The following is a 19,987-nucleotide window of genomic DNA, read 5'->3' as shown; positions in this document are numbered from 1 at the left end:
GGGAGCCGAGCATGCAAATCAAACTCGCCAACCCGCGCGGCTTCTGCGCGGGGGTCGACCGGGCGATCGAGATCGTCAACCGCGCCCTGGAGGTCTTCGGCCCGCCAATCTACGTACGCCACGAAGTGGTGCACAACAAGTTCGTCGTCGAAGACCTGCGCAACCGTGGCGCGGTGTTCGTCGAAGAGCTGGACCAGGTGCCGGACGACGTCATCGTCATCTTCAGCGCCCATGGCGTTTCGCAAGCCGTGCGCCAGGAAGCCGCTGGCCGTGGCCTGAAGGTGTTCGACGCCACCTGCCCGCTGGTGACCAAGGTGCATATCGAGGTTGCCAAGTACAGCCGCGACGGCCGTGAGTGCATTCTCATCGGCCACGCCGGGCACCCGGAGGTCGAAGGCACCATGGGCCAGTACGACGCCAGCAACGGCGGCAGCATCTACCTCGTCGAGGACGAGAAGGACGTCGCCGCCCTGCAGGTGCGCAACCCGGACCACCTGGCCTTCGTCACCCAGACCACCCTGTCGATGGACGACACCAGCCGGGTGATCGATGCCCTGCGCGAGCGCTTCCCGAACATCGGCGGCCCGCGCAAGGACGACATCTGCTACGCCACGCAAAACCGCCAGGACGCGGTCAAGCAGCTGGCCGACGAGTGCGACGTGGTGCTGGTGGTGGGTAGCCCCAACAGTTCCAACTCCAACCGCCTGCGCGAGCTGGCCGAGCGCATGAGCACCCCGGCCTACCTGATCGATGGTGCCGAGGACCTGCAACGCAGCTGGTTCGATGGCGCCCAGCGCATCGGCATCACCGCCGGGGCTTCCGCCCCCGAGGTGCTGGTGCGTGGCGTGATCGACCAGCTCAAGGCCTGGGGTGCCACCGGCGCCGAAGAGCTCGACGGGCGCGAGGAGAACATCACCTTCTCCATGCCCAAGGAGTTGCGGGTGCGCTCGCTGATCTGACTCAGGGGCCTGCGCAGCGGCGGCCCTCGTCGCTGCGCAGGCTTACCCGGCCACTGGGGCTCAATACCACCTGGTGGCGGCTGAGCAGGGTGGTACGCTGGCAGATGTCCAGCGTGATCCCACCAAACCCTTCCCCCAGCGGTGCGCCGCGCCGGCTGAACCTCACTTCCCTGGCTGAACTCGCGGTGATTCTCAGTGGCCGTGCCAGCCGGTGCTCCCGCAGCAGCTGATTGTCGTGCTCCAGCGACACCCCCCAGCCCATGCCCCAATTGCCCTCCAATGGGCGTATCCGTACTGCCTGATGCCGCAGCATGGCCTCGTTGCGTGTGGCGCGAAGCGTTTGTGCCAGCTCCCGGGCCGTGGCGGACAGGTGAAGCACTTCACTGAAGGCGCTGTAGGCCGACGTGCCCAGGTGCGTGAGAAGTCCTGCCACCGCCAGTGCACACATCATTTGTATCAGTGTTACGCCCTGTTGCCTCACCGTGCATTCCTCCCAAGAGCTGCTTCGCTGAAGCTTCCGGCGGCATGGCCAAGGGTGCCAGTCGGCCGGTTCGGGCAAATGGCGAGGAAAGCTCCGGGGAGGGCAGGGGATGCGGGTCAGTGAAGCGGGCATGACGCTGTTGGAGGTGTTGCTGGCAATGACGGTGCTGGCGCTGGGGGTATTTGCCTCAGCCGCTTTGCAACTGCGTAGCTTGCAGGTGAGCGACAGCGCGCATCTCGATGCCCAGGCCGTGCAGCTTGCCCAACGCTTGCTTGAGACGGCGAGGGCTGCCGGTACGCTGACGGCGAGTGATGAAGCTGCCTGGCGGCGCCAAGTGGTGGAGGTGCTGGGTTCGTCGGCCGAAGGGCGGGTGAGTCGGGCAGCAGGCGGGCTGTCGCTGGAGTTAAATTGGTCGGCACCAGGTGAGGCGCATCGCCCTTCGCTGAACCTGCAGGGCAGGGTGTTGCCGTGAGGGGGGGGCAGGAGGGGCTCGGCCTGATTGAAGTCTTGCTCGCCCTTGCCTTGGGCCTGCTGTTGCTGGCGGCGGCAGGCCAGCTGTTCGGGGCGGCCCACCAGGCCTGGCGCCTGCAAGGTGTCAAGGCGCGCCTGCAAGACGATGCCCGGCTAGTCCTGCAACGGTTGGTGGAGGATATCCGCATGGCCGGCATGTTCGGTTGCCTGCGCCTGGATCCCGAGGACTTCGCCGACCCGCTGGCCGCCCAGGCCTTTGCCAGGCCAATCGAGATCACCGGTGACGGCCTGACACTGGTGGGGGCTGAATTGCCCGGTTTGCTCGGGGCGGCGGACTGGACCGTGCTGACTGATTGCCGCACCTGGGCCAGGGTCGAGGCAGGGCCGCACGCTGGTGGGGCACAGGTCCTGGCACTGCCTGTTCGTCGCCTGAGTTATCGGCTGCGTAATGGTCGCCTGATGTTCACCAGCAATGCCCAGCATGTCGGCCTTATCGACAACGTGCGGGCATTTGAAGTGAGTCAGGTCGAAACCGGGGAAGGCCAGCGGGTTGATATCCGGTTGATCCTGCATGACCGGCAGCATCGCCTCGAACAGCGCCATGAAATGAGTGTGGCCGTGCGCAATCCGTGGAGCGATGCATGAGCGCGCAGCAAGGTGTGGTCCTGCTGACGGCGCTGACCCTGAGCCTGCTGCTCGGCCTGCTCAGCACCATGGCGTTGCAGGAGGCACTGATACAGAAGCGCCTGGCAGGTGAGCAGCGGAGCTTGGTGTTGGCCTTCGAGCAGGCGCAGGCGAGCTTGGCCGAGGGGCTGTTACTGCTGCTCGAAGCGCCTCCTCCCCTGTGCCAGGTCTGTCTGCCACCGGCCCTGCCTGATGGCGAGCCCGGCCTGCCATGGCTGCGCACAGAGCGCGGTTTCGTGCTGTTGCAGAACCTGGGGCAGAGTACGCGCGCAGCCGGACGGCCGGTGGATGAGCGCGCCGCCCTGGTTCGGGTGACGGCCATCAGCCGGCAATCACAGGGACGGCAGTTCCTGGAAGCCGTGTATGCCTTGGACGGCTCGCGGTTCCCGGGACGGGTCAGCTGGCGCCAGCGCCTGGTGGAGCATTGAGATGCAACGCGGTCTTGGTCTGATCGAATTATTGATTGTCGTGGCGCTGACCGGCATGCTGGCAGCCATTGCCTACCCCAGTTATAGCGACCAGCTCCGGCGCGCCGCGCGCATCGAGGTGGTCGGCCTGCTGCAGGACGCAGCGTTGCGCCTGGAACAGCATCGTGCGCGCGCCGGTGAGTATGTGGACAACGATCAGTTGACCACGCCCCTGCCGGCCGGTAATCGCTATTACCGGCTGCAGGCCCGGCGCGACAGCGAGACGTTCGCGTTACTCGCCATTCGCCTGCCGAATGCCCTGATGGCGCACGACCGCTGCGGCGATTTCCAGCTTGAGCACACGGGCGTGCGCAGCAATCCGGGCGGCAGCGAAGCGGCTGTGGCCTGCTGGGGAAGCTGAAGGTCAGAAGGTGCCTGCGCACCGTGGAATTACTTCAGGTGTTGGATCGAACGATGAGCAAGCAAGTAGTGATTGTTGGCGGCGGCGTCATTGGCCTGCTGACGGCGTTCAACCTGGCCGCTGAGGTCGACCGGGTGGTGGTGTGTGATCAAGGTGAAGTGGGCCGAGAGTCGTCCTGGGCAGGGGGCGGCATCGTCTCGCCCCTGTATCCTTGGCGCTACAGCCCGGCGGTGACCGCGCTGGCGCACTGGTCGCAGGACTTTTATCCACAGCTGGGCGAGCGCCTGTTCGCCAGCACCGGAGTCGACCCCGAAGTACACACCACCGGGCTCTATTGGCTGGACCTGGACGACGAGGCGGAGGCATTGGTCTGGGCTGTGCGGGAGCAGCGGCCGTTGAGTGCAGTGGACATTTCGGCAGCCTACGATGCGGTGCCGGTGCTTGGGGCGGGCTACAAGCACGCGATCTACATGGCGGGGGTGGCCAATGTGCGCAACCCGCGCCTGGTCAAGTCGCTCAAGGCCGCGCTGCTGGCGCTACCCAACGTCACCCTGCGCGAGCACTGCCAGATCACCGGCTTCGAGCAGGATGGCGGGCGTGTCACGGGCGTGCGCACGGGTGATGGCGTGCTGGCTGCCGATGAGGTGGTGCTCAGTGCTGGTGCCTGGAGCGGCGACCTGCTGAAGACTTTGGGGCTGGAACTGCCGGTGGAGCCGGTGAAGGGTCAGATGATCCTGTTCAAGTGCGCCGAGGATTTCCTGCCCAGCATGGTCCTGGCCAAGGGGCGTTACGCGATCCCGCGCCGCGATGGGCATATCCTGGTGGGCAGCACCCTGGAGTATGCCGGCTACGACAAGACCCCGACCGAGGATGCACTGGAGAGCCTGAAGGCGTCGGCCATCGAGCTGTTGCCGGCATTGGCCGATGCCGAAGTCGTTGGGCACTGGGCGGGTTTGCGTCCGGGGTCGCCAGAAGGCATTCCGTATATCGGCGCGGTGCCAGGGCATGAAGGGCTGTGGTTGAACTGCGGCCATTACCGCAATGGCCTGGTGCTGGCGCCGGCGTCGTGCCAGTTGTTCAGTGACCTGTTGCTGGGGCGTGAGCCGATCATCGACCCGGCGCCGTATGCGCCTGAAGGCCGCCTGGGCTGAGGCCGCCGTGTAGGAGCGGCTTCAGCCGCGAAGCAGGCACCGCGGTGCCTGGCACCAGCTTTGCTGGTGATCGCGGGTAAACCCGCTCCTACAGGGGGATGCCTGGGCGGGCTTCACGGGTCAGCGCTGCTGGCCCGGCCCTTGCTGCAGATGCTGCTGGCTGCAATACCACTCCTTGCCCTGCTGCAACGCCCGGTCGTTGGGCAGGTGTACGCCGCAATGGGCGCAGCGCACCATCTTCAGCGGGTCATCCAGCCGCGGCTCGGCGGGGGACTGCTGGCTGGTCTTGAACTTGCGCCACAGCCAGAACGCGGCGGCGATCAGGGCGATCCAGAATAGTAGGCGAACCATGGTGTCCAGCTTGTCGAGAAAAGAAGCCGACAGTCTAGGACGCAGGCAATAAAAAAGGGAGGCCTCAGGCCTCCCTTTCTTTTAGCGTGTGTGATCAGTCGAACAGACCGAAGGTCATGTAGCTGAACCACGAACGGTCCTGCTCGGCTTCCTTGGGACCTGCCGGCAGAATCGGGTCGCCGTTCTCGTCCTTGGGCAGCAGCTCTTCCGGCATCTCGGAGCGAGCGTCCTGGAACTGCTTGACCACGTCCTGGTTGGCGCGGGTCTCACCTGGCGGCAGCGGAGTCTTGGTATCGATCAGGCCCAAAGTCGCCTTCGACAGCCAGGAGCGGTTGCCATTCTCGTCCTGTTTGACCACGAACTGGCCATCGACCAGGCTCGGGTGGTCCGGGTAGTTGAGCTTGAGGGTCTCGAGGCTGGTGGCGGCCAGCTCGTCCAGGTGCATGTGCTGGTACGACTCGACCATCACCGCCAGGCCATCGCCCACCGACGGGGTTTCCTGGAAGTTCTCGACCACGTAGCGGCCACGGTTGGCGGCGGCCACATAAGCCTCGCGGCTGAGGTAGTAGTTGGCCACGTGGATTTCGTAGGAGGCCAGCAGGTTGCGCAGGTAGATCATGCGCTGCTTGGCGTCCGGCGAGTAACGGCTGTTGGGGAAGCGGCTGGTCAGCTGGGCGAACTCGTTGTACGAGTCGCGCGCGGCACCCGGGTCACGCTTGGTCATGTCCAGCGGCAGGAAGCGCGCCAGCAGGCCGCGGTCCTGGTCGAACGAGGTCAGGCCTTTCAGATAGTAGGCGTAGTCGACGTTCGGGTGCTGCGGGTGCAGGCGGATGAAGCGCTCGGCGGCGGACTTGGCGGCCTCGGGCTCGGAGTTTTTATAGTTGGCGTAGATCAGCTCGAGCTGGGCCTGGTCGGCGTAGCGGCCGAACGGGTAGCGCGACTCCAGGGCCTTGAGCTTGTTCACGGCGCTGGTGTAGCTGGAGTTGTCCAGGTCGGCCTGCGCCTGCTGGTACAGCTCGGCCTCGCTGAGGTTCTCGTCAATGACTTCCTTGTTCGAGGAACAGGCAGCGGTGAGCCCGAGGATGGCGATCAGCAGCAGGTGTTTCACTTGCATGGCGGCTTGCGTCCCTTTGACGGCCGCTGTCTTGGGCGGTGCCGTCCTGTTATGATGAGCGCCCCCGGCCAAACCCCGGGGCAAAAGAAGCCGTATTTAACCACAAGCGCGCAGCCGAAACCAAAGGCTGAACGCCCGTCGATTCGAGCATGTCCGAGATCATTCAACTTAGCGCAGAGGTCCCGTCCGAACTGGGCGGCCAACGCCTCGACCAGGTCGCCGCCCAATTGTTCTCCGAGTACTCGCGCTCGCGCCTGTCCTCGTGGATCAAAGATGGCCGTTTGACCGTCGATGGCGCGGTGCTGCGGCCGCGCGACACCGTCCACAGTGGCTCCATCCTGGCCCTCGAGGCCGAGCAGGAAGCCCAGGGCGAATGGGTGGCCCAGGACATCGAGCTGGACATCGTCTATGAAGACGACCAGATCCTGGTGATCAACAAGCCCGCCGGGCTGGTGGTGCACCCGGCGGCCGGCCACCCGGACGGCACCCTGCTCAATGCCCTGCTGCACCATGTGCCGGACATCATCAACGTACCGCGCGCCGGTATCGTGCACCGTCTGGACAAGGACACCACCGGCCTGATGGTGGTGGCCAAGACCCTGCAGGCGCAAACCAATCTGGTCGACCAGCTGCAGAAGCGCTCGGTCAGCCGCATCTACGAGTGCATCGTGGTCGGCGTGGTGATCGCCGGTGGCAAGATCGACGCCCCGATCGGCCGCCACGGTGGCGAGCGCCAGCGCATGGCGGTCACTGACGGCGGCAAGCCGGCCGTCAGCCACTACCGCGTGCTCAAGCGCTTCCGCTCGCACACCCATGTGCGGGTCAAGCTGGAAACCGGCCGTACCCACCAGATCCGCGTGCACATGGCGCATGTCGGTTATCCGTTGGTCGGCGACCAGACCTATGGCGTGCGCTTCCGCATTCCGCCGGCCGCCAGCGTGGCCATGGTCGAGGCGGTGAAGAACTTCCCGCGCCAGGCCCTGCATGCGCGCTTCCTGGCGCTGGACCACCCGACCACCGGTGAACGCATGGAATGGGCCTCGCCGCTGCCGGACGATTTCCTCTGGCTGTTGTCGCTGCTCAACGACGACCGCGAGAGCTTTATCGGATGAGCGGCCTGACGCAGTCGCTGATCATCCCCGACTGGCCGGCCCCGGCCTCGGTTCGCGCCTGCGTCACCACCCGTGAGGGCGGCGTCAGTTTGCCGCCCTACGAATCCTTCAATCTTGGCGACCATGTGGGCGATGACCCGCTGGCGGTGGCCGAGAACCGTCGTCGCCTCAGCGACGAGTTCGCCATCCAGCCCGCCTGGCTCAAGCAGGTGCATGGCCTGGTGGTGGCGGATGCCGACCCCGCCGTGGTCGCCGAAGCCGACGCCAGCTGGACCAACCAGCCCGGTATTGCCTGCACCGTGATGACCGCCGACTGCCTGCCCGCGTTGTTCTGCGACCGCGCCGGCACCCGTGTGGCGGCTGCCCATGCCGGCTGGCGCGGGTTGGCGGGTGGTGTGCTGGAGGCCACCCTCGACCGCCTGGCTACGCCGCCTGAAGAGGTACTGGTGTGGTTGGGGCCAGCGATCGGGCCGCAGGCGTTCGAAGTCGGTCTAGAGGTGCGCGATGCCTTCACGGCCGTGCATCCTGAAGCGGCTGATGCCTTTGTGGCGGGCGAGCGTCCGGGCAAGCTGATGGCCGATATCTACAAGCTGGCGCGGATTCGCCTGGCGGCGCGTGGTGTCACGGCTGTTTATGGCGGTGGCTTCTGCACGGTCAGCGACCCGCGCTTCTTCTCTTATCGCCGTACCCCGCAGGGTGGGCGTTTCGCTTCGCTGGTCTGGTTGCAGTCGTAAGGACGCCGGGGCTGCTTTGCAGCCCTTTCGCGGCTAAAGCCGCTCCTACAGGGGAGCGCAATCCTCTGTAGGAGCGGCTTTAGCCGCGAAAGGGGCGCAAAGCGCCCCCAGCCATTCCCCCGCCTGCTGACCTCTGTCAACCCCGCTAAGCTTGAATCTTCCAGAATCAGCCTTATCTATTGGTCATCTCAGGCAGGTTCTTCATAAAAGGTGCTGTCCATCGCTCCGCCTGCCCTTTAAAGGAAGGTATCCCCCATGCGAATAGACCGACTGACCAGCAAGCTGCAACTGGCATTATCCGATTCCCAATCCCTGGCCGTGGGCATGGACCACCCGGCCATCGAGCCCCTGCACCTGCTGCAGGCGCTGATCGACCAGCAGGGCGGCTCCATCAAGCCGCTGCTGATGCAGGTGGGCTTCGACATCAACAGCCTGCGCAAGGCGTTGACCAAAGAGCTCGACCAGCTGCCGAAAATCCAGAACCCGACCGGTGACGTGAACATGTCCCAGGACCTGGCGCGCCTGCTCAACCAGGCCGACCGCCTGGCACAGCAGAAGGGCGACCAGTTCATCTCCAGCGAACTGGTGCTGCTCGCCGCCATGGACGAGAACAGCAAGGTCGGCAAGCTGCTGCTCGGCCAGGGCGTGAGCAAGAAGGCCCTGGAGAACGCCATCAACAACCTGCGCGGCGGCGCGGCGGTGAACGACGCCAACGCCGAGGAATCGCGCCAGGCCCTGGACAAGTACACCGTCGACCTCACCAAGCGCGCTGAAGAGGGCAAGCTGGACCCGGTGATCGGCCGTGACGACGAGATTCGCCGCACCATCCAGGTGCTGCAACGCCGGACCAAGAACAACCCAGTGCTGATCGGCGAACCCGGCGTGGGCAAGACTGCCATCGCCGAGGGCCTGGCCCAGCGCATCATCAACGGCGAGGTGCCCGACGGCCTGAAAGGCAAGCGTCTGCTGGCCCTGGACATGGGCGCGCTGATTGCCGGCGCCAAGTACCGTGGTGAGTTCGAAGAACGCCTCAAAGCGCTGCTCAATGAACTGAGCAAGCAGGAAGGCCAGATCATCCTGTTCATCGACGAACTGCACACCATGGTCGGTGCCGGCAAGGGCGAGGGCGCCATGGACGCCGGCAACATGCTCAAGCCGGCCCTGGCCCGTGGCGAGCTGCACTGCGTTGGCGCCACCACGCTCAACGAATACCGCCAGTTCATCGAGAAGGACGCCGCCCTCGAGCGCCGCTTCCAGAAGGTGCTGGTGGAGGAACCGAGCGAGGAAGACACCATCGCCATCCTGCGCGGCCTGAAAGAACGCTATGAAGTGCACCACAAGGTGGCCATCACCGACGGCGCCATCATTGCCGCGGCCAAGCTCAGCCACCGCTACATTACCGACCGCCAGCTGCCGGACAAGGCCATCGACCTGATCGACGAAGCCGCCAGCCGCATCCGCATGGAGATCGACTCCAAGCCGGAAGTGCTCGACCGCCTCGACCGTCGCCTGATCCAGCTGAAGGTGGAGTCCCAGGCACTGAAGAAAGAAGAAGACGAAGCGGCGAAGAAACGCCTGGAGAAGCTGACCGAGGAAATCGACCGCCTGGAGCGCGAGTACGCCGACCTCGAAGAGATCTGGGCCTCGGAAAAAGCCGAGGTGCAGGGTTCGGCGCAGATCCAGCAGAAGATCGAGCAGGCCCGCCAGGAGCTGGAAGCCGCCCGCCGCAAGGGCGACCTCAGCCGCATGGCCGAGCTGCAGTACGGGGTGATCCCGGACCTGGAGCGCAGCCTGCAGATGGTCGACCAGCACGGCAAGACCGACAACCAGCTGCTGCGCAACAAGGTCACCGAGGAAGAAATCGCCGAAGTGGTCTCCAAGTGGACCGGCATCCCGGTGGCCAAGATGCTCGAAGGCGAGCGCGAGAAGCTGCTGAAGATGGAAAGCCTGCTGCATGAGCGGGTGATCGGCCAGGACGAGGCGGTGACCGCCGTGGCCAACGCCGTGCGCCGTTCCCGTGCCGGGCTGTCCGACCCGAACCGCCCCAGCGGCTCGTTCCTGTTCCTCGGCCCGACCGGCGTGGGCAAGACCGAACTGTGCAAGGCGCTGGCCGAGTTCCTGTTCGACACCGAAGAGGCCATGGTGCGCATCGACATGTCCGAGTTCATGGAGAAACACTCCGTGGCTCGCCTGATCGGCGCCCCGCCAGGCTACGTGGGTTATGAAGAGGGCGGCTACCTGACCGAGGCCGTGCGTCGCAAGCCGTACTCGGTGGTGCTGCTCGACGAGGTGGAGAAGGCCCACCCGGATGTGTTCAACGTGTTGCTGCAGGTGCTGGAAGACGGCCGCCTGACCGACAGCCACGGCCGTACCGTGGACTTCCGCAACACGGTGATCGTGATGACCTCCAACCTGGGCTCGGCGCAGATCCAGGAACTGGCCGGTGATCGCGAGGCACAGCGCGCGGCGGTGATGGACGCGGTGGGTTCGCACTTCCGTCCGGAGTTCATCAACCGCATCGACGAAGTGGTGGTGTTCGAACCGCTGGGCCGCGAGCAGATCGCCGGCATCACCGAGATCCAGCTTGGCCGCCTGCGCGGCCGCCTGGCCGAGCGCGAGCTGTCGCTGAGCCTGAGCCCGGAGGCGTTGGACAAGCTGATCGCCGTCGGTTACGACCCGGTGTATGGCGCACGGCCGCTCAAGCGTGCGATCCAGCGCTGGATCGAGAACCCGCTGGCGCAGTTGATCTTGGGAGGCGAGTTCCTGCCTGGCGCGGCAATCACCGCGAAGGTGGAGGGCGATGAGATCGTCTTTGCCTGATTACGGCAATCAATGAAGAGCCCCGCATGTGCGGGGCTTTTTTTGCATATTTGCCTGTACTGGCCTCATCGCGGGTAAACCCGCTCCTACAGGATCAGCACAGGCCTTGAAACCTGTAGGAGCGGGTTTACCCGCGATGAGGCCCGCACAGGCCCAGAAAACCCGGGCTTTTCGGGCTTTCCAGATAACTTGCTGAAATTTTTGAAAAAAATGCTTGCACAAAAATCAGAGTGCCCCTAATATTCGCCCCGCTGTCAGGCACTGAGCGAATCACCAGCAACATCGGAGATCGCAAAACAACTTACAAATCAGTAAGTTGAATGAAAAAAAGTGGTTGACAAGCAAAACGAAGAATGTAGAATAGCCGGCCTCAGCAGCGACAACGCGAAAGCGAAGCAGCTAAAGAGTTCGAAGCTAACACAGGCTTCGAAGCAGTAAAGATGTACCGAAGTTCAGTTCCGCGATAGCTCAGTCGGTAGAGCAAATGACTGTTAATCATTGGGTCCCTGGTTCGAGTCCAGGTCGCGGAGCCAATCTCGGGGTGTAGCGCAGTCCGGTAGCGCGCCTGCTTTGGGAGCAGGATGTCAGGAGTTCGAATCCCCTCACCCCGACCATTTTCCGGGTCGTTAGCTCAGTTGGTAGAGCAGTTGGCTTTTAACCAATTGGTCGTAGGTTCGAATCCTACACGACCCACCATGTAAAAAGGGCATCTCGACTGAGATGCCCTTTTTCTTTTGCCCGCGATTTATCTCCCTACCCTTGCTACCCTGTGGCTTCTGCCCGCAGGAGCGCCGCACATGTCCCTCAAAGCCCGTGTTTTCATCGCCACCAGCCTGGATGGCTATATCGCCCGTGAAGACGGCGGCCTCGATTGGCTGATGGGCGCCACTCAATCCACCGACGACCACGGCTACGCCGGGTTCATGGCGGGCGTCGATACGCTGGTGATGGGGCGGGGGACGTTCGACAAGGTCATGACCTTCGGCCAGTGGCCTTATCCTGATGTACGCGTCGTGGTGGTCAGCAGTACCCTGCCTGCGTTGCCTCAACATTCGCCCGAGCGGGTCGAGCTGCATCCTGGGCCGATCCCGGCTTTGCTCGAGCACCTGGAAACCACGGGCGCGAAGAGCCTGTACCTGGACGGCGGCAAGCTGATCCAGGGGTTCTTGCGTGAGGGGTTGGTGGATGAACTGACCATCACCCGCATTCCCGTGTTGCTGGGGCAGGGGATTCCGTTGTTCGGCGGGTTGGCGAAGGATGTGCTGTTGCAGCACATGAAGACGACCAGCTACGAGAGTGGGTTCGTGCAGAGCACGTATCGCATCGTGCGTTGAAATAGAAACTGTAGGAGCCAGCCTTGCTGGCGAACCAGGCGCCGCGGTGCATGGCACCGGCTACGCCGGTGTTCGCCGGCAAGCCGGCTCCTACGGACAGCGCTTCTGTAGGAGCCGGCTTGCCGGCGAACCGCGTCAGGCTATCAGTGCAGCTTCAGACGCGGCTCGGTGCCCCGGCCAATCTTGCTGCCCAGCATCATCATCGCCGTGCGGAAGAACCCATACAACGCCATCTGGTGCATCCGGTACAGCGACACATAGAACATCCGCGCCAGCCAGCCCTCCAGCTTCACGCTGCCCATCAGGTTACCCATCAGGTTGCCCACCGCCGAGAACCGCGACAGCGACACCAGCGAGCCGTAGTCCTTGTACTCGTAGGTCGGCAGCGCCTTGTTCTCCAGGCGCGCCTTCAGGCTCTTGGCCAGCAACGACGCCTGCTGGTGCGCAGCCTGCGCCCGTGGCGGCACGTTGCGGTCGCTGCCCGGCTGCGGGCAGGCGGCGCAGTCGCCGAAGGCGAAGATGTTGTCGTCGCGGGTGGTCTGCAGGGTCGGGCGCACCACCAGCTGGTTGATGCGGTTGGTCTCCAGGCCGTCGATATCCTTGAGGAAGCCCGGCGCGCGAATACCCGCCGCCCACACCTTCAGGCTGGCCTGGATCACTTCGCCGGCCGCCGTCTTCAGGCCATCCTCGGTCACTTCGCTGACCGCGGCGTTGGTCATCACCGTCACGCCGAGTTTTTCCAGGGTCTTGTGCACGGGCACGCTGATGCGCTCCGGCAGTGCTGGCAACACCCGTGGACCGGCCTCGATGAGGGTGATGTGCATGTCCTTCGGCTGGATCTTGTCCAAACCATAGGCCGCCAGCTCATGGGCGGCGTTGTGCAGCTCGGCCGCCAGCTCAACACCCGTGGCGCCGGCACCGACGATGGCCACGCTGATCTTCTCGCTGGCTACATCGCCCGCGTGGGCGCGCAGGTAGTGGTTGAGCAGTTGCTGGTGGAAGCGCTCGGCCTGCTTGCGGCTGTCGAGGAACAGGCAGTGCTGCGCCGCGCCCAGGGTGCCGAAGTCGTTGGTGTTGCTGCCCACGGCAATCACCAGGCTGTCGTAGCCGATGGTGCGCGCAGGCAACAGCTCACGGCCCTCGTCATCGAGGGTCGCGGCCAGCTGGATCAGTTTGTTTTCACGGTCCAGGCCGCTCATGCGCCCCATCTGGAAGTTGAAGTGGTTCCACTTGGCCTGGGCCACGTAGTTCAGTTCGTCTTCCGAGGAGTTCAGCGAGCCGGCCGCCACTTCGTGCAGCAGTGGCTTCCAGATGTGCGTCAGGTTGGCATCAACCAGGGTGATCTCGGCCTGTTTGCGCTTGCCCAGGGTTTTACCCAGGCGGGTCGCCAGTTCCAGGCCGCCGGCGCCGCCGCCGACAATCACGATGCGATGAGTCATGGGGATATCTCACAAGTTTTACGGAATTCGTGGGCACAAGGCCCGGCCGCGTCCGGCACGAGGGGAGGGCGAGCGCAAGGCAGCTCATAGCACCAGTCCACTCAGCAGGCGGCTCAACAGGCCCAGACCGATGGTCACGGCCACCACCAGCAACAGGAGCAGCAACGGCCGGAAAGGCCTGCGCTCGACACGATGCTGGGGGGCACGCAAGTACTCATCGACGCGACGCTGATCTTCAGGATTCAGGCGGCTGGTCATGGTGGGCCTCGTCAGATAGACGTTGGTGGATGCGCAAACGCTACAGCGCTCACGCAAACGCATAGGTCGAATGATAATGCTTTCTATCCCTGGCGCCGAGTGTACGTGATCGCAAAGACACCCGGCACTGGATCAAAGACTGATCCCGACGTCGAACACGATGCTGCGCCCCAGGTTGCCGCGCAGGAAATCCGGCGCGTCCGGGTGGGCGAACAGCACCCGGGCGAAGGTCGGCCCCACCAGTGACAGTGAACGCCAGCCCTGGCGCAAGTATTCGGTGGGCGGCGGGAAATGGCTGTTGAGGTCGAGCACTTCGCGCTTGAGGCTGGCGAAAGCGATGATGTCCAGCTCGCCCAGGTCCAGCCCGCGTTCGCGGTAGTTGTGCGATTTCTTGCGTAGCGTGGGCGCCAGACGTGCCAGCAGTTCCTGGGCGCTGATACGCCGGGGGCGCTGTTCGCGGCGCACCAGTTGGCTGAGGGAGAACGCGCTGCGCCGACGTTGCAGCTCTTCGCGCCATTCATCATTGAGCCGCCGGCCTTCGTCGAGCACGAAGAACACCTCGAACGCCGCGTCGCGGAACAGCACGTCTGGCGGCTCCTGCCCGGCCGGGGTGAAGTCCTCGCTGCGGTAGGGAATGTTCAGCCCCTGCAGCAGGCGCTGGCAGACCCAACGCTCGCGTTCCCATTTGCGGGCATTGGACAGGAACGCATTGGCTTGTTCGGCCTGGATGGTAAGCAGGCGCAGGTAGTCTGAGTCATCCATGGGGACAAGCTTAGTCGCTAATTGATGACGGTAAGATGCTGTTTGTGCGTGGGAATCAGCCCAGCACCAGCCATTGCTGGACAACCCCGAACAGGTGCAGCAGCCCGCCACCCACACAAATGGCCGAACTGACCGCGATGAAGCGCCGGCTGCGCCCGGTGCCGGCCAGCAACAGCGGCCCCAGCAGGCCACGGGCCAGGTACACCAGGGTGATCAGGCAGATGATCGGCATCAGCAACGGCAAGGGCGCGATCACACCGGCCGCCGACAGCGCGTAGGCGGCCCAGACCAGCAGTACCGACGCGATCGCCGCAGTGACCAGGGCAGGGTAGGCGCGCCCTTGTTCGGCGGCCCGGGCCATGCGTTCACCGGCGCCGAACAAACGGTACCAGCGCGGACCCACGGCGATGACCATCAGATGCAGCACCCCCGCGATGGCGCTGAACAGCGCGCCCAGCAGCAAGGGCAGGTTGATTCCTTCGGTCATCGGTAATGCGTCCTGCACTGAAAGGAGGTGCCAGCCTATAGCAACCGGACGAAAGGGAGAATGGGTGTAGACTCAGGCATGTCCACATGGCCGACAGGGATAGTGTTCAGGTGATCAGCGCACAGGTCTTGTCCAGCACCAGCCTCACCCTTGGCTGGCTCGGTTACGTGCCCCTGCTGGTCTGGGCTGCCAGCCGCACGCGCTGGGTGGAGCTGTTCACCGACACCCGCCGCCAGCACCTGCTGTTCGGCACGGTGTTCTGCTTGTTCGTGCTATGGCTGGTACGGCGCGACTTCGACACTGGCGTGTCGTATCACTTCATCGGCATGACCGCCGTGACCCTATTGCTAGACTGGCCGCTGGCGGTGCTCGGTGGCTTCCTGGCTCAGCTCGGCCTGTTGCTGCTCGGTCGTCAGGACCTTGCCGCCATCGGTGTGAACGGCCTGCTGATCGTCGGCTTACCGGTGCTGGTCACCGAGGTGTGCGCGATCCTGGTCGAGCGCGCCCAGCCGCGTAACCTGTTCGTGTATATCTTCTGTTCTGGGTTCTTTCCCGCTGCGCTGACCGTGCTGGTGTGCCTGGCGGCCGGGTTGGGGTTGCTGTGGATGGACGAGCGTTTCGCCATGCCCGAGTGGCTCAGCGACTTTGTCGGTTACCTGTGGTTGATGATGTTCCCCGAGGCGTTTATCAACGGCACTGTGATCAGTGCTTTGGTGGTGTTTTGCCCGGAGTGGCTGGAAACCTTCAACCGCTCCCGTTATCTGCAGGCGCCCTGGAAGGACGAAGAACGCTGAACGTGCATCGCGGGGCTCAATCGTCGAGCCATTCACCGCGTCGCCTGGTTCGCCAGCAAGGCTGGCTCCTACGGGGCCGGGGCAGGCCGCAAGCCCTGTAGGAGCCGGCTTGCCGGCGAAGAGGCCATCACAGCCAACCCAAAAACCAGGTCAATGCCGCGGCTCCAGATCCCCCGAATACAACTCATCCTCGGACTCTTCGGCCCCCGCGATCTTATGCTCCTCGGCCGCCCAGGCCCCCAGGTCGATCAACTTGCAGCGGTCCGAGCAAAACGGCCGGAACGGGCTCTTCTCCCCCCATTCCACAGGCGCCCCACAGGTCGGGCAATCAACGGTCATCGGCTGGCTCATGGCTGGCCTCCTCGCAAAGTCAGGTAAAAGTGGTGCAGGCGGTCGATCTCGTCGTGCAGCGATTGCAGGTCACGATCATTGACCACCACATCATCGGCATGGCGCAGGCGCTCTTCCCGGGCCAGCTGGGCCTTGAGAATCGCCTGCACCTGCTCGGGGCTGGTGTTGTCCCGTTGCAGAGTGCGCTGCACCTGCAACTCGGTCGGCGCATCGATCACCAGGATGCGCTGGGTCTTGCTGAACTGCCCCGACTCGATCAGCAGCGGCGACACATACACCGCATAGGGCGTCTCGGCCTTGGCCAGGTAGCTGAAAATCTCCTGGCCGATCAGCGGGTGCAGCAGCTGCTCCAGCCATTGCCGTTGCGCAGGGTCAGCGAAGATCTGCTGGCGCAGGGCGCCACGGTCGAGCTGGCCATCCTCCAGCAGCACGCCGGGGCCGAAGCGCTCGACGATACGGGCCAGGGCAGGGCGCCCCGGCTCGACAACCCAGCGCGCGGCCTGGTCGGCGTCGACCAGGTGCACGCCCAGCTCGACGAAACGCTCGGCGGCGGCGCTCTTGCCGCTGCCGATGCCGCCGGTCAGGCCGAGAATCCAGGGGGTGAAAGGCGCTGTGCTCATCAGGTTCCAAGCAGTTGCAGGTAAGAAGCGACTATTTCATCACCCCAGAGCACGGCGATCCACCCCGCAATCGCCAGATAAGGCCCGAAAGGTAGCGCAGCGCCCATTTGCGTGCGCTTCAAACGTACCAGCGCCAGCCCGATCAGCGCCCCCACCAGCGAGGCCAGCATCAAGGTCAGCGGCAAGATCTGCCAACCACCCCAGGCCCCGAGCATGGCCAGTAGCTTGAAGTCGCCAAAGCCCATGCCCTCCTTGCCGGTCACCAGCTTGAACACCCAGTACACCGCCCACAGGCTCAGGTAACCCGCCACCGCGCCCCACACCGCGTCGGCCAGCGGCACCAGCAGCCCGAAGGCATTGACCACCAGCCCCAGCCACAACAGCGGCAGCACCAGCACATCCGGCAGCAACTGGTGCTCGGCATCGATCAGGCTCAAGCCGATCAGGCCCCAGGTCAGCAGCATCACCGCCAGCGCTTCCACACCGGGCCCGAAATGCCAGGCCACCAGCAACGACAGCAGGGCGGTGGCCAGCTCCACCAGTGGATAACGCGCACTGATCCGCGCCTTGCACCCCGAGCAACGCCCGCGCAAGGCCAGGTAACTCAACACCGGAATGTTTTCCCACGCCCGGATCGGGCGCTGGCAGTGGGGGCAACGCGACGCGGGCAAGCACAGGTCGAAGCGCTCGTACTCGGCCTGCGGCAGCCCCAGCACCTCCTGCGCCTCCCGCTGCCACTGGCGCTCGAGCATCACCGGCAGCCGATACGCCAGCACATTGAGAAAACTGCCCACCAGCAACCCCAGCACCGCGGCCAGGGTGTAAAAGAACGGCGGATGATCGACGACGACGGCCCAGGCATTCATGTTCAGATCAGGCTACCCAACTGGAAGATCGGCAAGTACATCGCCACGACAAGGCCCCCCACCAGCAGCCCGAGGATCAGCACGATGGCCGGCTCCAGCAGCGTGGTCAACTGCTCCAGCGCCTGGCTCACCTGCTCTTCGTAATGTAGCGCGGCCTTGTCCAGCATGGTGTCGAGGGTGCCACTGGCCTCGCCGACCGCCACCAGCTGGCGCAGCAGCGGCGGGAACAGCCCGTCCGCCTCCATCGCCTGTTGCAGGCTGGCCCCATTGGCCACGTGCTGGCGCAACGCCAGGATCGCCCGCTCATGCAGGCAGTTGCCACTGACCGGCGCCACCGTTGCCAGCGCATCCAGCAACGCCACGCCCGCTGCATAAGATGTCGCCAGGCTGCGCGCAAACCGCGCCAACGCCGCCTGCCCGAGCAAGGTGCCGACCACCGGCACCCGCAGCCCCCAGCGCACCATCCACAGCCGCGCCGGCAGATGCCGCCGATAAACCTCCCGCCCACCAATCCCCAACACAGTTATCAACAGCACCAGCCACCCCAGGTGATTGCCCAGCCCTGTGGATAAATCGATCACCCACTGGGTGAACGCCGGCAGCGCCTTGTCGAAACTGGCGAACAGCCCCTGAAAGCGCGGCACCACCTCCAACAGCAACAACGCCGCCACCCCGAGCCCGGTCAGCAGCAACACCGCCGGATACAGCATCGCCTTGCGCACCTTCTGCCGCAGCGCCTGGCGCTTCTCCAGCATCCCCGCCATCTGCTCCAGCTGCCGGTCCAGCGTGCCCGACTGCTCGCCCACCCGCACCAGGTTGCAATACAGCGCATCGAACCACGCCGGATGCCGCTGCAACGCCTCCGCCAGCCCAAGCCCCGCCGCCACATCCTGTTTCAACCGCGCCAGCAACACCGCCATGCCGCTGTCCACCGTGCTGCGCGCCATCACCTCGAACGCCTGCAACAACGGCACTCCCGCCGTCAGCAAGGTCGCCAGTTGCCGGCTGAACCCCGGCGCATCCGGCTTGCCCGCCCGCTGCGGCCAGCGCCACTGGAACCCACCCGCCAACTTCACCCGCGTGGCCCGAATGCCCTGGCGCTGCAGCCAGGCCTGCACGAATGCAGGGCTGCGCCCCGGTTGCTGGCCGTGCTGACGAGCGCCGGAGGCATCGATGCCCTCCCAGGCGTAGAGGCGGGTAGACGGTGGCATGCGAAGGTCCTTTGCAGTGCGGCGACAAGCCCCGTAACAGCTTGCCGGGCCCGAGGGCGAGCGCGTTTCCATGACGCTCACTAGAGTAGTTCAGCGAAGATGACGCCCTGCCGTGCAGGGGTGACAAAAGGTGTCGGTTCAGGCCTACTGCGCGCCTGCCGGCCGGGGCGCCGAAAAGTTGAACATGCGCCGACCGCGCCTCCATGTATTACGAAGGAAGACCGTTCATGAAAGGGCAACGAGGTATCACCCTGATCGAACTGATGATCGTCGTCGCGATCATCGGCATCCTGGCGACCATCGCCATCCCCATGTACACCAACCACCAGGCCCGGGCCAAAGCTGCGGCGGCGCTGCTGGAAATCTCCGCGCTGAAAACACCGATGGACATCCGCCTGAACGAAGGCAAGGATGTGCCCGACGTCGCCAGCCTCGGCGGCCAGCCCGCCACCACCCATTGCGCGATCACCGCCAGCGGCACGGCGGCCGACGGCACCGCCAGCATCGCCTGCACCCTGGCCGACGCACCGGCCAATGTGTTGGGCAAGACCGTGACCCTGGCTCGCACCCAGGCCGGGTGGAGTTGTGTGACCACGGTGGAGGAAGACCTCGCGCCGAATGGCTGCAAGGCGCCGTGAAAGTGAGGTGAAACAGGGGTTTGCGTAACGGACACGGCAATGGTACGTTGCGCAACACGCCGGTGTAGCTCAGTCGGTAGAGCAGCGCACTCGTAACGCGAAGGTCGCAGGTTCGATTCCTGTCTCCGGCACCAGAAATCAAGAAGGCTTGCAGCGATGCAGGCCTTTTTTGTGCTTCGAAAAAGTCGATAGGCCCAGGGCAAGGCGAGTCGCCCGCTGAAACAAATTACCGAGTACTGGTGGTTTGACCTATCCATGCAAATCTTCGAGGATGAGCACCGAGGACTGCAACCGTGCATGTTTGGGCATGGCTTGCCAGTAATTGGCCCCCCGAATCCGGCAGCAGTGAAGCTGGCACTCACTGACGTAGGGACAGTCGATAGGCCCCACCATATGGCCGTTGATTTGACTGGGTTCTGACCTTAAGGGTCGTAGATCTGGAAACTAAAGAATCGCTGCGACTACAGCCTCATTCACATCCGAAGGCGACCCCACAAGGGTCGCCTTTTCTTTTGCCCAATC

The 19,987-nt window shown here is 64.4% G+C and carries 23 protein-coding genes and 4 tRNA genes; 16 read left to right on the top strand and 11 right to left on the bottom strand.

The annotated features are described in order from the left end of the window. Positions 1–11 precede the first annotated feature (11 nt). Positions 12–959: a 4-hydroxy-3-methylbut-2-enyl diphosphate reductase gene (gene ispH, locus PSEEN_RS21690; RefSeq protein ID WP_011535723.1), complete on the top strand. Its 948-nt coding sequence runs from the start codon at positions 12–14 to the stop codon at positions 957–959. A 1-nt stretch (position 960) separates the two neighbouring features. Here ispH and PSEEN_RS21685 read toward each other — a convergent pair whose 3' ends face one another. Beyond that, the gene (locus tag PSEEN_RS21685; RefSeq protein ID WP_044488465.1) at positions 961–1,440 is read right to left on the bottom strand and encodes a GspH/FimT family pseudopilin; all 480 of its coding nucleotides are present in this window, start codon (positions 1,438–1,440) and stop codon (positions 961–963) included. Between the two features lie 109 nt (positions 1,441–1,549). On the opposite strand from PSEEN_RS21685, the gene pilV reads away from it, so the two are divergent. Genes pilV through thiO form a run of 5 tightly spaced genes read left to right on the top strand, consistent with a single transcriptional unit; the run spans position 1,550 to position 4,574 of the window. Then, the gene (gene pilV, locus PSEEN_RS26390) at positions 1,550–1,912 is read left to right on the top strand and encodes a type IV pilus modification protein PilV (protein ID WP_011535721.1); all 363 of its coding nucleotides are present in this window, start codon (positions 1,550–1,552) and stop codon (positions 1,910–1,912) included. Continuing rightward, positions 1,909–2,556 (top strand): PilW family protein, encoded by a 648-nt coding sequence (locus PSEEN_RS21675; RefSeq protein ID WP_011535720.1) that lies wholly within the window; start codon positions 1,909–1,911, stop codon positions 2,554–2,556. The genes pilV and PSEEN_RS21675 overlap by 4 nt, the downstream gene beginning before the upstream one ends. Continuing rightward, positions 2,553–3,023, top strand: coding sequence for a hypothetical protein (locus tag PSEEN_RS21670; protein ID WP_011535719.1), 471 nt, complete (start codon positions 2,553–2,555; stop codon positions 3,021–3,023). Before PSEEN_RS21675 ends, PSEEN_RS21670 begins: the two co-directional genes overlap by 4 nt. Before the next feature lies 1 nt (position 3,024). Continuing rightward, positions 3,025–3,423 carry a type IV pilin protein gene (locus PSEEN_RS21665; protein ID WP_011535718.1) on the top strand — a complete coding sequence of 133 codons (399 nt, stop codon included), beginning with the start codon at positions 3,025–3,027 and terminating at the stop codon, positions 3,421–3,423. A gap of 53 nt (positions 3,424–3,476) precedes the next feature. Further along, positions 3,477–4,574 (top strand): glycine oxidase ThiO, encoded by a 1,098-nt coding sequence (thiO, locus tag PSEEN_RS21660; protein ID WP_011535717.1) that lies wholly within the window; start codon positions 3,477–3,479, stop codon positions 4,572–4,574. 120 nt (positions 4,575–4,694) lie between these two features. Here the strand turns inward: thiO and PSEEN_RS21655 are convergent, their stop codons facing one another. Both PSEEN_RS21655 and PSEEN_RS21650 read right to left on the bottom strand, forming a co-directional pair. Then, the gene (locus PSEEN_RS21655; protein WP_011535716.1) at positions 4,695–4,925 is read right to left on the bottom strand and encodes a PP0621 family protein; all 231 of its coding nucleotides are present in this window, start codon (positions 4,923–4,925) and stop codon (positions 4,695–4,697) included. A gap of 94 nt (positions 4,926–5,019) precedes the next feature. Further along, entirely contained in the window at positions 5,020–6,039 is a 1,020-nt protein-coding gene (locus PSEEN_RS21650; protein ID WP_011535715.1) for an outer membrane protein assembly factor BamD, read from the bottom strand. Between the two features lie 149 nt (positions 6,040–6,188). On the opposite strand from PSEEN_RS21650, the gene rluD reads away from it, so the two are divergent. The 7 genes from rluD (at position 6,189) to PSEEN_RS21615 (ending at position 12,039) form a co-directional block, all read left to right on the top strand. After that, on the top strand, positions 6,189–7,151 hold the full coding sequence (rluD, locus tag PSEEN_RS21645) for a 23S rRNA pseudouridine(1911/1915/1917) synthase RluD (protein ID WP_011535714.1): 963 nt from the start codon (positions 6,189–6,191) through the stop codon (positions 7,149–7,151). Then, on the top strand, positions 7,148–7,885 hold the full coding sequence (gene pgeF, locus PSEEN_RS21640; protein ID WP_011535713.1) for a peptidoglycan editing factor PgeF: 738 nt from the start codon (positions 7,148–7,150) through the stop codon (positions 7,883–7,885). Before rluD ends, pgeF begins: the two co-directional genes overlap by 4 nt. 255 nt (positions 7,886–8,140) lie before the next feature. After that, positions 8,141–10,705 (top strand): ATP-dependent chaperone ClpB, encoded by a 2,565-nt coding sequence (gene clpB / locus PSEEN_RS21635; protein ID WP_011535712.1) that lies wholly within the window; start codon positions 8,141–8,143, stop codon positions 10,703–10,705. 457 nt (positions 10,706–11,162) lie between these two features. Beyond that, positions 11,163–11,238 (top strand) — tRNA-Asn (locus PSEEN_RS21630). A 4-nt stretch (positions 11,239–11,242) separates the two neighbouring features. Then, positions 11,243–11,319, top strand: a tRNA-Pro gene (locus tag PSEEN_RS21625). Positions 11,320–11,325: 6 nt separating this feature from the next. After that, positions 11,326–11,401 (top strand) — tRNA-Lys (locus tag PSEEN_RS21620). Between the two features lie 101 nt (positions 11,402–11,502). Then, a complete protein-coding gene (locus PSEEN_RS21615; RefSeq protein WP_011535711.1) occupies positions 11,503–12,039 on the top strand; it encodes a dihydrofolate reductase family protein in 537 nt (178 codons plus the stop codon). Between the two features lie 143 nt (positions 12,040–12,182). Here PSEEN_RS21615 and PSEEN_RS21610 read toward each other — a convergent pair whose 3' ends face one another. The 4 genes from PSEEN_RS21610 to PSEEN_RS21595 all read right to left on the bottom strand — a co-directional run bounded on the left by PSEEN_RS21610 (position 12,183) and on the right by PSEEN_RS21595 (position 14,985). Continuing rightward, positions 12,183–13,478 carry an NAD(P)/FAD-dependent oxidoreductase gene (locus PSEEN_RS21610; protein ID WP_011535710.1) on the bottom strand — a complete coding sequence of 432 codons (1,296 nt, stop codon included), beginning with the start codon at positions 13,476–13,478 and terminating at the stop codon, positions 12,183–12,185. 84 nt (positions 13,479–13,562) lie between these two features. Then, positions 13,563–13,736, bottom strand: coding sequence for a DUF3094 family protein (locus PSEEN_RS21605; RefSeq protein WP_011535709.1), 174 nt, complete (start codon positions 13,734–13,736; stop codon positions 13,563–13,565). Positions 13,737–13,868: 132 nt separating this feature from the next. Further along, positions 13,869–14,498, bottom strand: a complete 630-nt coding sequence (locus tag PSEEN_RS21600) for a DUF1780 domain-containing protein (RefSeq protein WP_011535708.1) — start codon at positions 14,496–14,498, stop codon at positions 13,869–13,871. Between the two features lie 55 nt (positions 14,499–14,553). Then, positions 14,554–14,985, bottom strand: a complete 432-nt coding sequence (locus tag PSEEN_RS21595) for a hypothetical protein (protein ID WP_011535707.1) — start codon at positions 14,983–14,985, stop codon at positions 14,554–14,556. A gap of 86 nt (positions 14,986–15,071) precedes the next feature. Between PSEEN_RS21595 and PSEEN_RS21590 the strand changes: the two genes are divergently transcribed. Beyond that, positions 15,072–15,779, top strand: coding sequence for an energy-coupling factor ABC transporter permease (locus tag PSEEN_RS21590; protein ID WP_011535706.1), 708 nt, complete (start codon positions 15,072–15,074; stop codon positions 15,777–15,779). A 150-nt stretch (positions 15,780–15,929) separates the two neighbouring features. Here the strand turns inward: PSEEN_RS21590 and yacG are convergent, their stop codons facing one another. Genes yacG through PSEEN_RS21570 form a run of 4 tightly spaced genes read right to left on the bottom strand, consistent with a single transcriptional unit; the run spans position 15,930 to position 18,827 of the window. After that, positions 15,930–16,130, bottom strand: coding sequence for a DNA gyrase inhibitor YacG (gene yacG, locus PSEEN_RS21585; RefSeq protein ID WP_011535705.1), 201 nt, complete (start codon positions 16,128–16,130; stop codon positions 15,930–15,932). Further along, on the bottom strand, positions 16,127–16,750 hold the full coding sequence (gene coaE / locus PSEEN_RS21580; RefSeq protein ID WP_011535704.1) for a dephospho-CoA kinase: 624 nt from the start codon (positions 16,748–16,750) through the stop codon (positions 16,127–16,129). Before coaE ends, yacG begins: the two co-directional genes overlap by 4 nt. Beyond that, positions 16,750–17,616: a prepilin peptidase gene (locus PSEEN_RS21575; RefSeq protein WP_011535703.1), complete on the bottom strand. Its 867-nt coding sequence runs from the start codon at positions 17,614–17,616 to the stop codon at positions 16,750–16,752. Before PSEEN_RS21575 ends, coaE begins: the two co-directional genes overlap by 1 nt. A 2-nt stretch (positions 17,617–17,618) precedes the next feature. Beyond that, positions 17,619–18,827 (bottom strand): type II secretion system F family protein, encoded by a 1,209-nt coding sequence (locus tag PSEEN_RS21570; protein WP_011535702.1) that lies wholly within the window; start codon positions 18,825–18,827, stop codon positions 17,619–17,621. A 227-nt stretch (positions 18,828–19,054) separates the two neighbouring features. On the opposite strand from PSEEN_RS21570, the gene PSEEN_RS21565 reads away from it, so the two are divergent. After that, positions 19,055–19,465 carry a pilin gene (locus PSEEN_RS21565; protein ID WP_011535701.1) on the top strand — a complete coding sequence of 137 codons (411 nt, stop codon included), beginning with the start codon at positions 19,055–19,057 and terminating at the stop codon, positions 19,463–19,465. 58 nt (positions 19,466–19,523) lie between these two features. Further along, positions 19,524–19,599: transfer RNA gene (locus PSEEN_RS21560), tRNA-Thr, on the top strand. Positions 19,600–19,987: the final 388 nt, after the last annotated feature.

It is taken from the genome of Pseudomonas entomophila L48 (genome assembly GCF_000026105.1).
Taxonomy (GTDB): Bacteria; Pseudomonadota; Gammaproteobacteria; order Pseudomonadales; family Pseudomonadaceae; genus Aquipseudomonas; species Aquipseudomonas entomophila.
This window is presented reverse-complemented; position numbering and strand designations above follow the sequence as displayed.

What these genes read in the sequence shown, in the direction of transcription:
- PSEEN_RS21650 (WP_011535715.1), bottom strand. Translation starts at nt 6,039, where the DNA reads ATGCAAGTGAAACACCTGCTGCTGATCGCCATCCTCGGGCTCACCGCT.
- yacG (WP_011535705.1), bottom strand. Translation starts at nt 16,130, where the DNA reads ATGAGCCAGCCGATGACCGTTGATTGCCCGACCTGTGGGGCGCCTGTG.
- PSEEN_RS21590 (WP_011535706.1), top strand. Translation starts at nt 15,072, where the DNA reads ATGGCCGACAGGGATAGTGTTCAGGTGATCAGCGCACAGGTCTTGTCC.
- PSEEN_RS21655 (WP_011535716.1), bottom strand. Translation starts at nt 4,925, where the DNA reads ATGGTTCGCCTACTATTCTGGATCGCCCTGATCGCCGCCGCGTTCTGG.
- pgeF (WP_011535713.1), top strand. Translation starts at nt 7,148, where the DNA reads ATGAGCGGCCTGACGCAGTCGCTGATCATCCCCGACTGGCCGGCCCCG.
- coaE (WP_011535704.1), bottom strand. Translation starts at nt 16,750, where the DNA reads ATGAGCACAGCGCCTTTCACCCCCTGGATTCTCGGCCTGACCGGCGGC.
- PSEEN_RS21665 (WP_011535718.1), top strand. Translation starts at nt 3,025, where the DNA reads ATGCAACGCGGTCTTGGTCTGATCGAATTATTGATTGTCGTGGCGCTG.
- pilV (WP_011535721.1), top strand. Translation starts at nt 1,550, where the DNA reads ATGCGGGTCAGTGAAGCGGGCATGACGCTGTTGGAGGTGTTGCTGGCA.
- rluD (WP_011535714.1), top strand. Translation starts at nt 6,189, where the DNA reads ATGTCCGAGATCATTCAACTTAGCGCAGAGGTCCCGTCCGAACTGGGC.
- PSEEN_RS21605 (WP_011535709.1), bottom strand. Translation starts at nt 13,736, where the DNA reads ATGACCAGCCGCCTGAATCCTGAAGATCAGCGTCGCGTCGATGAGTAC.
- PSEEN_RS21600 (WP_011535708.1), bottom strand. Translation starts at nt 14,498, where the DNA reads ATGGATGACTCAGACTACCTGCGCCTGCTTACCATCCAGGCCGAACAA.
- clpB (WP_011535712.1), top strand. Translation starts at nt 8,141, where the DNA reads ATGCGAATAGACCGACTGACCAGCAAGCTGCAACTGGCATTATCCGAT.
- PSEEN_RS21670 (WP_011535719.1), top strand. Translation starts at nt 2,553, where the DNA reads ATGAGCGCGCAGCAAGGTGTGGTCCTGCTGACGGCGCTGACCCTGAGC.
- PSEEN_RS21565 (WP_011535701.1), top strand. Translation starts at nt 19,055, where the DNA reads ATGAAAGGGCAACGAGGTATCACCCTGATCGAACTGATGATCGTCGTC.
- PSEEN_RS21570 (WP_011535702.1), bottom strand. Translation starts at nt 18,827, where the DNA reads ATGCCACCGTCTACCCGCCTCTACGCCTGGGAGGGCATCGATGCCTCC.
- ispH (WP_011535723.1), top strand. Translation starts at nt 12, where the DNA reads ATGCAAATCAAACTCGCCAACCCGCGCGGCTTCTGCGCGGGGGTCGAC.
- PSEEN_RS21610 (WP_011535710.1), bottom strand. Translation starts at nt 13,478, where the DNA reads ATGACTCATCGCATCGTGATTGTCGGCGGCGGCGCCGGCGGCCTGGAA.
- thiO (WP_011535717.1), top strand. Translation starts at nt 3,477, where the DNA reads ATGAGCAAGCAAGTAGTGATTGTTGGCGGCGGCGTCATTGGCCTGCTG.
- PSEEN_RS21575 (WP_011535703.1), bottom strand. Translation starts at nt 17,616, where the DNA reads ATGAATGCCTGGGCCGTCGTCGTCGATCATCCGCCGTTCTTTTACACC.
- PSEEN_RS21595 (WP_011535707.1), bottom strand. Translation starts at nt 14,985, where the DNA reads ATGACCGAAGGAATCAACCTGCCCTTGCTGCTGGGCGCGCTGTTCAGC.
- PSEEN_RS21615 (WP_011535711.1), top strand. Translation starts at nt 11,503, where the DNA reads ATGTCCCTCAAAGCCCGTGTTTTCATCGCCACCAGCCTGGATGGCTAT.